Annotated in this window: 6 protein-coding genes; 3 read left to right on the top strand and 3 right to left on the bottom strand. The window is 46.1% G+C overall.

Annotated features, from left to right (window positions below):
• On the bottom strand, window positions 1-508 hold a 508-nt coding region (locus tag A3751_RS12690), incomplete at its 3' end, for a hypothetical protein (protein WP_156492422.1).
• 74 nt (window positions 509-582) lie between these two features.
• Between A3751_RS12690 and thiD the strand changes: the two genes are divergently transcribed.
• Together thiD and A3751_RS12680 are read left to right on the top strand one after the other, a co-directional pair.
• Window positions 583-1,392, top strand: coding sequence for a bifunctional hydroxymethylpyrimidine kinase/phosphomethylpyrimidine kinase (gene thiD / locus A3751_RS12685; RefSeq protein ID WP_068456585.1), 810 nt, complete (start codon window positions 583-585; stop codon window positions 1,390-1,392).
• Window positions 1,393-1,451: 59 nt separating this feature from the next.
• Window positions 1,452-2,579, top strand: a complete 1,128-nt coding sequence (locus A3751_RS12680; protein ID WP_156492421.1) for a hypothetical protein — start codon at window positions 1,452-1,454, stop codon at window positions 2,577-2,579.
• Between the two features lie 140 nt (window positions 2,580-2,719).
• Here the strand turns inward: A3751_RS12680 and recA are convergent, their stop codons facing one another.
• Window positions 2,720-3,757 carry a recombinase RecA gene (gene recA, locus A3751_RS12675; protein WP_068456580.1) on the bottom strand — a complete coding sequence of 346 codons (1,038 nt, stop codon included), beginning with the start codon at window positions 3,755-3,757 and terminating at the stop codon, window positions 2,720-2,722.
• A 300-nt stretch (window positions 3,758-4,057) separates the two neighbouring features.
• Here recA and A3751_RS12670 point away from each other — a divergent pair, with 300 nt between their 5' ends.
• On the top strand, window positions 4,058-5,455 hold the full coding sequence (locus A3751_RS12670) for a cytochrome P450 (protein ID WP_068456577.1): 1,398 nt from the start codon (window positions 4,058-4,060) through the stop codon (window positions 5,453-5,455).
• Window positions 5,456-5,477: 22 nt separating this feature from the next.
• Here A3751_RS12670 and A3751_RS12665 read toward each other — a convergent pair.
• Window positions 5,478-7,318 (bottom strand): molybdopterin-dependent oxidoreductase (locus tag A3751_RS12665; RefSeq protein ID WP_068456573.1); only part of this gene is annotated, 1,841 nt, incomplete at its 5' end.

Raw genomic sequence — 7,318 nt, 5'->3', positions numbered from 1 at the left:
CTTCGATAACGCAACGTAAAACCAGCTTCGTTGGAGTGTCAAAGCGGATAATCATTTCGCGCGTATCCTGAGGCTGAATGGTCATTGTAGGCCGGTCGGCAAGCGTACCAACCATCGATTTCGCTGCGTCAGTATTCGTATTTGAATGGACATGCCCATCTGCGGAACTTACCTCCATACGTGCGTGTCTCACCTCATCCTCGACAAAGGCTTTGAACTCAGCATCTTTCATGGCATCAGCGGGCTCCGCCGAAAAAAGAAATACGTGTACTTCATCTGTTCTATTATCAAAGACAAAGCGTGTTTTTTGATTCGTTAGCACTTCTATTTGTTCAGGAAACAGTAGTTTGTAAAGCACCTCAACCCGATGAACGCTCTCAGCTGATGCGACACCAAATAAGGGATCTTTCCAGTATTCACCGAGAATATCTTCCGGCTTCAATGCATACGCAGACAGGCTATAAATCACCAGCCCACAGCTCAAAAATACTCGAGCGCCCAGCAACAAAATGTTTGCTCCTTACTTAATCGTTGTGCTTCACTAACAGAATAAGTCGACAAGAATGTTTTGGAAAGGATTACGTGAGCAACACGCCAATATGCATCACAATAGCAGGCTCAGACTCCAGTGGCGGTGCAGGCATACAAGCTGATCTGAAGACGTTTGCCGCACACAACTGTTATGCGATGAGCGTCATTACTGCGTCGACAGCACAAACGCATTTAGGCATCACGGATATTCAGCCACTTCCTAGCCACCATATAAAAGCGCAACTCGACGCTTTGCTCCAAAACTACTCTATCAAAGCGATCAAAACCGGCATGTTCTCTTCTTCCGATCAGATAGAGACAGTGGCTGATGCTCTGGATGAGTACAATCATATACCACTGATTGTCGACCCTGTACTAGGGAGCAGTTCGGGCAGCAGTTGGGTAACAGAAGAGCTGGTCAATAGTTACTTAACCACCCTTCTTCCGCGGGCTACTCTGATCACACCCAACACGATCGAGGCAGAAACACTGTTTAATGTTCAAAAACACGCCAAGCCACTGGGGCATCTGCAAGGCATCGCTATGCAGTACAACGTCGCTATTTTATTAAAAGGTGGGCACGCAGTGAGCAGTGACGAGGTTATCGACCATCTCGTGCAACCTCATCACGTCGAGAGTTTTCATCATCGCCACATTGAGTCTGAAAATACGCATGGAACAGGCTGTACGCTTGCTTCAGCGATCACCGCCAACATCGCACACGGTGAAACTCTTCAACACGCTTGTGCACTTGCCATAGACTATATCGACGCATTGCTTCGCTCATCAAAGGGCTTTATTGAACACAATTCGAAGCCACCTTTACGTAATCTGCCAATGAACCATTTTTTTGAAGTGTGAAAGCAGGATAAACTTAGCCTAAGCGTGACCCTCATTAACAACGAACCAAAGAAGAACAATTGCTTACTATGCGAGCCTTGCCAACACTACTTATCAGCACCCTATTACTTGCATTATCTGGATGCGCCAACACCGATAAACCCAAGTATGACCACATAGAACCGCCTGAAGAAGCCGAAACTTCCTCGCCGGAACAGCTCTATGAGCGAACAGCAGCACTTTTTAGCCGACCTGAAAATTTAGGCCTAGAATTTTACTCGCCGAGCTTCTACGCATCAGCGCTGGACGCTTTGGAAGACGCCGAAACAGCCCTGAATAGCTTACACGAAAGCACAATTTCGCCTGTTAGAGCTCTTATTGCGTCTAGAAAGCTGTTAGAGAAGGCACAAGCGACCAGAGAAAAAGTAGATCGAAATCTCAAAGAACTGGTGACGCATCGCAACCTACTGATCGAGCTCAACGCGCCAAAGTGGCAGCCAGATGAGTGGAAGTCCGTCAGTAGCGAAATAAAAGGACTTGTCCTACTTATTGAAGACGATGACATTAAAGCCGCCATTGATCAGGAGCCTAGTGTTCGTAAAGACATGTATGCTCTTGAAATAGATACCCTGCTCGCATCTGCGCTGGATCAAGCAAGATCGACACTGGAAAAGGCAGAGCAAGTAGATGCTGATAAGTTTTCCCCTAGTCTTTTTAATAGTGCCGATATACTAATTGACGATACAGAGATTTACATTCGCTCCAACTTTCGGGATAGAAAAGGGATCGCGACGCAAGCAGAAAACGCTCGCCTTGAAGCCGAACGAGCCTATAAAACAGCTTTGGATAGCAAATTCCTACTATCACTGAACGAAAAGCAAACAGAACGTTATTTGATTAAGGTAAAAGAGAAAATAAATAGCATTGCACAGATCACAGACAATGAATCGTTGCCACCTGCAACGCTGGATGAGGCGCTCAATAGCCTGTTTATGCTGATGGAGACCCGTCAAACCAATAAAGAATCAGAGGAAACAGATGCAGATTCGACTGCCCCAAATAACGAGATTGTTCAAGACGAGGATGCTGACATACAAATTCTTGAGGTATTAGACAGCTTACACTTAGAAGATAACTCAAGTGACAATCTAGATGCCGAAGTCGAGTCAGAAGAGCAAACCTTTGATGACATCGAATATATTGAGTAAGACAAGAAAGCACAGAGTTGAATTTCAGCACAAAAAAAGCCCGCTCAATTGAGCGGGCAAGTCTTTACTAGCAAATAAGGAAGAAAACAGAACGTCGCTAAGATTTCTCTACAAACCAAGAAAATCTTAAGCACGTATTACTATACTTCTAAGGCAAGCTCTTCGGACTTACCGCCAGACTTAGAATCAATTTTTGGCATAAATTTATCTCGAATTTTTTGCTCAATCTCATTAGCAATTTCAGGGTTCTCCTCAAGAAACTTAGCCGCGTTTGCCTTACCTTGACCAATCTTGTCACCATTGTATGCGTACCAAGCGCCTGCTTTATCAACCAAGCCTTCTTTCACACCAAGGTCTATCACTTCACCCATATGATAAATACCTTTACCGTACATGATCTGGAATTCGGCTTGCTTAAACGGTGGTGATACTTTGTTTTTCACCACTTTTACGCGCGTTTCGTTGCCAACAATCTCATCGCCAACTTTAACAGAACCCGTGCGGCGGATATCCAATCGAACAGATGCATAGAACTTAAGCGCATTACCACCCGTCGTCGTTTCTGGATTGCCAAACATCACACCGATCTTCATTCGAATCTGGTTAATAAAGATACATAGGCAATTGGCATTCTTAATATTGCCTGTGATCTTTCGCAAGGCTTGTGACATCAAGCGAGCCTGCAGACCCATGTGACTATCACCCATATCACCCTCAATCTCGGCACGAGGCGTTAGCGCCGCTACGGAGTCAACAATGATCACATCGACAGCACCAGAGCGAACCAACATATCTGCAATTTCGAGCGCTTGCTCCCCGGTATCAGGTTGCGATACTAATAACTCATCAACATTAACACCTAGTTTCTCTGCATAGATTGGGTCAAGTGCGTGCTCTGCATCGACAAAGGCACACGTTTTACCCTGCTTCTGCGCTTCAGCGATTACCTGAAGTGTCAACGTCGTCTTACCCGAACTCTCAGGGCCATATATCTCGACGATTCGACCATAAGGGAGGCCGCCTATGCCTAACGCGATATCTAACCCGAGAGAGCCCGTCGAAACTGCGGGAATAGCTTCTCTTGGTTGATCACCCATTTTCATGACCGCGCCCTTACCAAACTGTTTTTCAATTTGAGAGAGTGCTGCGTTAAGTGCCTTTTGCTTGTTGCCTTCCATTTTGATTCCCCTATCGATTTGTGATGAATTATGTCGCATCCTTGCAACCACAATATACTGTATGCTTAATCAGTATTATGTGCAGCGATATTTAATCTGTCCAGTTTTTTATCCAGTAGTTGACTTACAAATGCGTAAACCTCTTCTTGCTAAGTAAGATACAAGCTAAAGCGTCAAAAACTGTCGCCGAAATTTAGTGACCGCCTAAAACAACAATTTTTTAGTGTTTTCAGCATAGGCTAAACGTATGCTTATCTTTATCGTCTCGATCAACCTCTAATAAATAAGACGCTTAAAATAATGCAAAACACCAGTCCAGTGCTTGAAGAAAACACCCAAGTAAAACGCCCAATGGTAATTGATGGTTCATTTCTTTTTGGAAATTTACTTGAGTTTGGTAAAGATCCACTGGCGTTCATACAACGGGCGCTCCGGTTAAAGCAGCCCATCATCGATTTTTGCATGCCATCACAACGCATTTCCTTAGTAACAAGTGCGGATATGGCGCACCAAGTACTTGTTAAGCACGCATCACAGTTCAAGAAAGCGGATAATGACGTTGGCGTTATGGCTCATGTCCTTGGCAATGGATTGGTGACAAATAACGATTTTGCGTCCCACAAGAAGCAGCGCAAGCTTACCCAGCCTGGATTTCACTTCAGACGCATTCAATCCTATGCAGATACCATGATTCGATATACGAGACAGTATTCTGATGACTGGCTGACTGATGCTGAGCGTGACATTAATGATGACATGTTCAAGCTAACGCTGTTTATCGTTTCGAAAACACTTTTTGACAACGATGTCGAGACAATGAGTGAGGTGTCTAGCGAAGTTGGAAAGTCTATGCATGAACTACAAGAAATCATGAACAAAGGTTTTCAAAGCATGTATGTCCTTCCCTCTTGGATTCCCATGCCAGGCTCCAAACGCCTGAAAAAAGCAAAGAAACGTCTCCATGACATAATCCAAGGCATGATTGATGCGCGCACCAAAGCGGACGGCACCTTCGAGTCCGGCGATGACCTTTTGAGCATGTTGCTAGAGTCGCGATACGACGATGGCACACAGATGTCTCGCGAACAGTTGATGGATGAGCTTGTCACCTTACTCTCTGCTGGCCACGAAACAACTTCGAATACAATGACTTGGGTGCTCTATTTGATGGCCAGCCATCCTGAACTTCAAGAACGAGCCTATGAAGAGGTCATGGAACTATTAAGCGATAGCGAGCTTTGTCTTGAAAACCTAGATCAGCTCTCTTATGTAGAGCAAGTTATCAAAGAAGGAATGCGGTTATACCCTCCCGCGTGGGTACTTAATACGCGCCAAGCTATCGAAGACGTCGAGGTAGGCGGCTATTTCTTTGAGAAAGGAAAACGGGTCTTTGTTAGCCCTTACGCGAATCACTACAACCCAGAGTATTTCCCAAACCCCGAACACTTCAACCCGGAAAGGTTTAGTGAAGAGAACGAGTCTAAACTTCCGCGATACGCTTACATGCCATTTGGTGGTGGGAATCGGGTATGCATCGGCAACTCGTTTGCAATGATGGAAAACAAAATCATCTTAGCATTGTTGCTGAAAAGCTTTCGCTTTGAGCTTTGCGCGAGAACAAAGGTAGAACCTCAGCCTCATGTCACCTTGAATAACAAAGATGGCATGTGGCTAAAAGTCGTCAGACGTTCTACTTAGCAATAGCCTATAGCGCTGGGGCTTAATCGACCGCTGAAATTCGGCAAAGGACTCCATTGAGCGCTGCATTGCCGGTCACAGGGTCATACACTTTATCGTCCACCAGATCATTCACACTCACACCGGCGTGCTGCTCTGCGATATTCAAGCGAGTACCGGAGCGGTTATGACCCCAGCCGTGAGGAATACTAACAACCCCCTGCATAACTTCATCAGAAGCCTTGACTGCGACCCGCTCTTTCCCGACCCGGGTCTCGACCTCGATTAAGCCGCCGTCTTCAATGCCAAGGCGCTCCATATCTGAGGGATGCACAAGCGCATGGTAGCGCACTGGCCCTTTAACGAGTCGATGTGAATTATGCATCCAAGAGTTGTTGCTGCGAACATGTCGTCGACCGATCAGTCTCATATCATACGATGTGTTTTGCTCTGTTTCAGCGTCGAGAGATAGCGCTTTAATCGGATCAACTAACGAGTGAATCACTAGCTGCACTGCTTTGTCCGCAGTACAAATACGCTGACTTAATCCTGGCTTCAAAGGACCCAAATCAATACCACTTGGGTGTTTCTTGAGTGTTTCTAATGACAACTCATATTCACTGCCCGCGCTTTTCCCATACGGCCCCATCTGCATGCCCATATCCATTAGCATCTTGGGCTCGACTAACGGTTTAAAGGAGAGCTGTTTCGCATCAGAGAGCGCTTTTGCCAATCCAGATAGAATCTCCCAGTCATGCAATGCGCCTTCTGGACGAGGAAAAACTTCGCTGTTAAATCGTGCAACATCACGTATCGCAAGCCGGAAAAACGCAACGTCATAGTGATCATGCTCGAGCGGGCCAGTTGGAGGAAGGATATAATCGGCGTGACGCGTCGTCTCGTTCAAGTAAAAGTCCAAAGCAACCATTAAATCTAAGCTTTCAAGCGCTGTGTCCAATTGGCGACCATTCGGTGCCGATAAAACAGGGTTGCCTGCCAACGTGTAAAGAGCCCTAAACTGCCCGTCTCCGGGAGTAAGGATTTCCTCAGCAAGAGCGGTGCTTGGAAATTCACCGGCAAACTCCGGCAAGCCGCTCACTCTAGTGTGGTAGCGGGCGAAATGTCCCGGACTTGGCTCACCAGGCCGAACATAACCTACTGCAGACGAGGGAAACATCGCGCCACCAGGTCGATCCAAATTTCCCGTCAGTAGATTAATCAAATGAATAGCCCACTGACAAATCGTCCCATATTGCTGAACAGACACCCCCATCCTGCCATATAGAACTGCAGTCGGCGCGCACATAAACTCCTCAATAACACGCTGTTGGTCCGCAGCCGAAACGCCACTTTTTCGCTCGGCCAAATCAAAGCTGAATGGCGCTACCAATGCCGTTAACTCACTCAAGCCAACAACTGGAACAGACTCAATGAATTCTTCGTTTTCGACCTTAGAAATCACATGTTTCAGAAATGCCAAAAGCACATATACATCAGCAGAAGGTTTTACGAACAAATGCTCGTCAGCAAGCGCGGCCGTTTCTGAACGACGAGGGTCGACAACGACAAACTTTCCGCCGCGTTTTTGAATCGCTTTTAAACGATTCTTTACGTCAGGCACAGTCATCATGCTGCCATTTGATGCTACCGGATTAGCACCGAATATCAGCATATAGTCCGTTCGATCAATATCCGGGACAGGAACAAGAAACTGGTGTCCGAATAGATGCATTGCAACGAAATGATGGGGTAATTGATCTAACGAGGTAGCCGAAAAATTACTTTTCGTAGCTAATGCTTTTCTGAGCAGGCGCCCGTGCGTCAAATTTCCGTAGTTGTGAACGTTGGGATTGCCCGCATACACAGCGACCGAATCATTCCCAA

It is taken from the genome of Oleiphilus sp. HI0080, from assembly GCF_001635135.1.
Note: the sequence above shows the minus strand (reverse complement) of the source record. Positions and strands in the feature narration are given on the sequence as shown.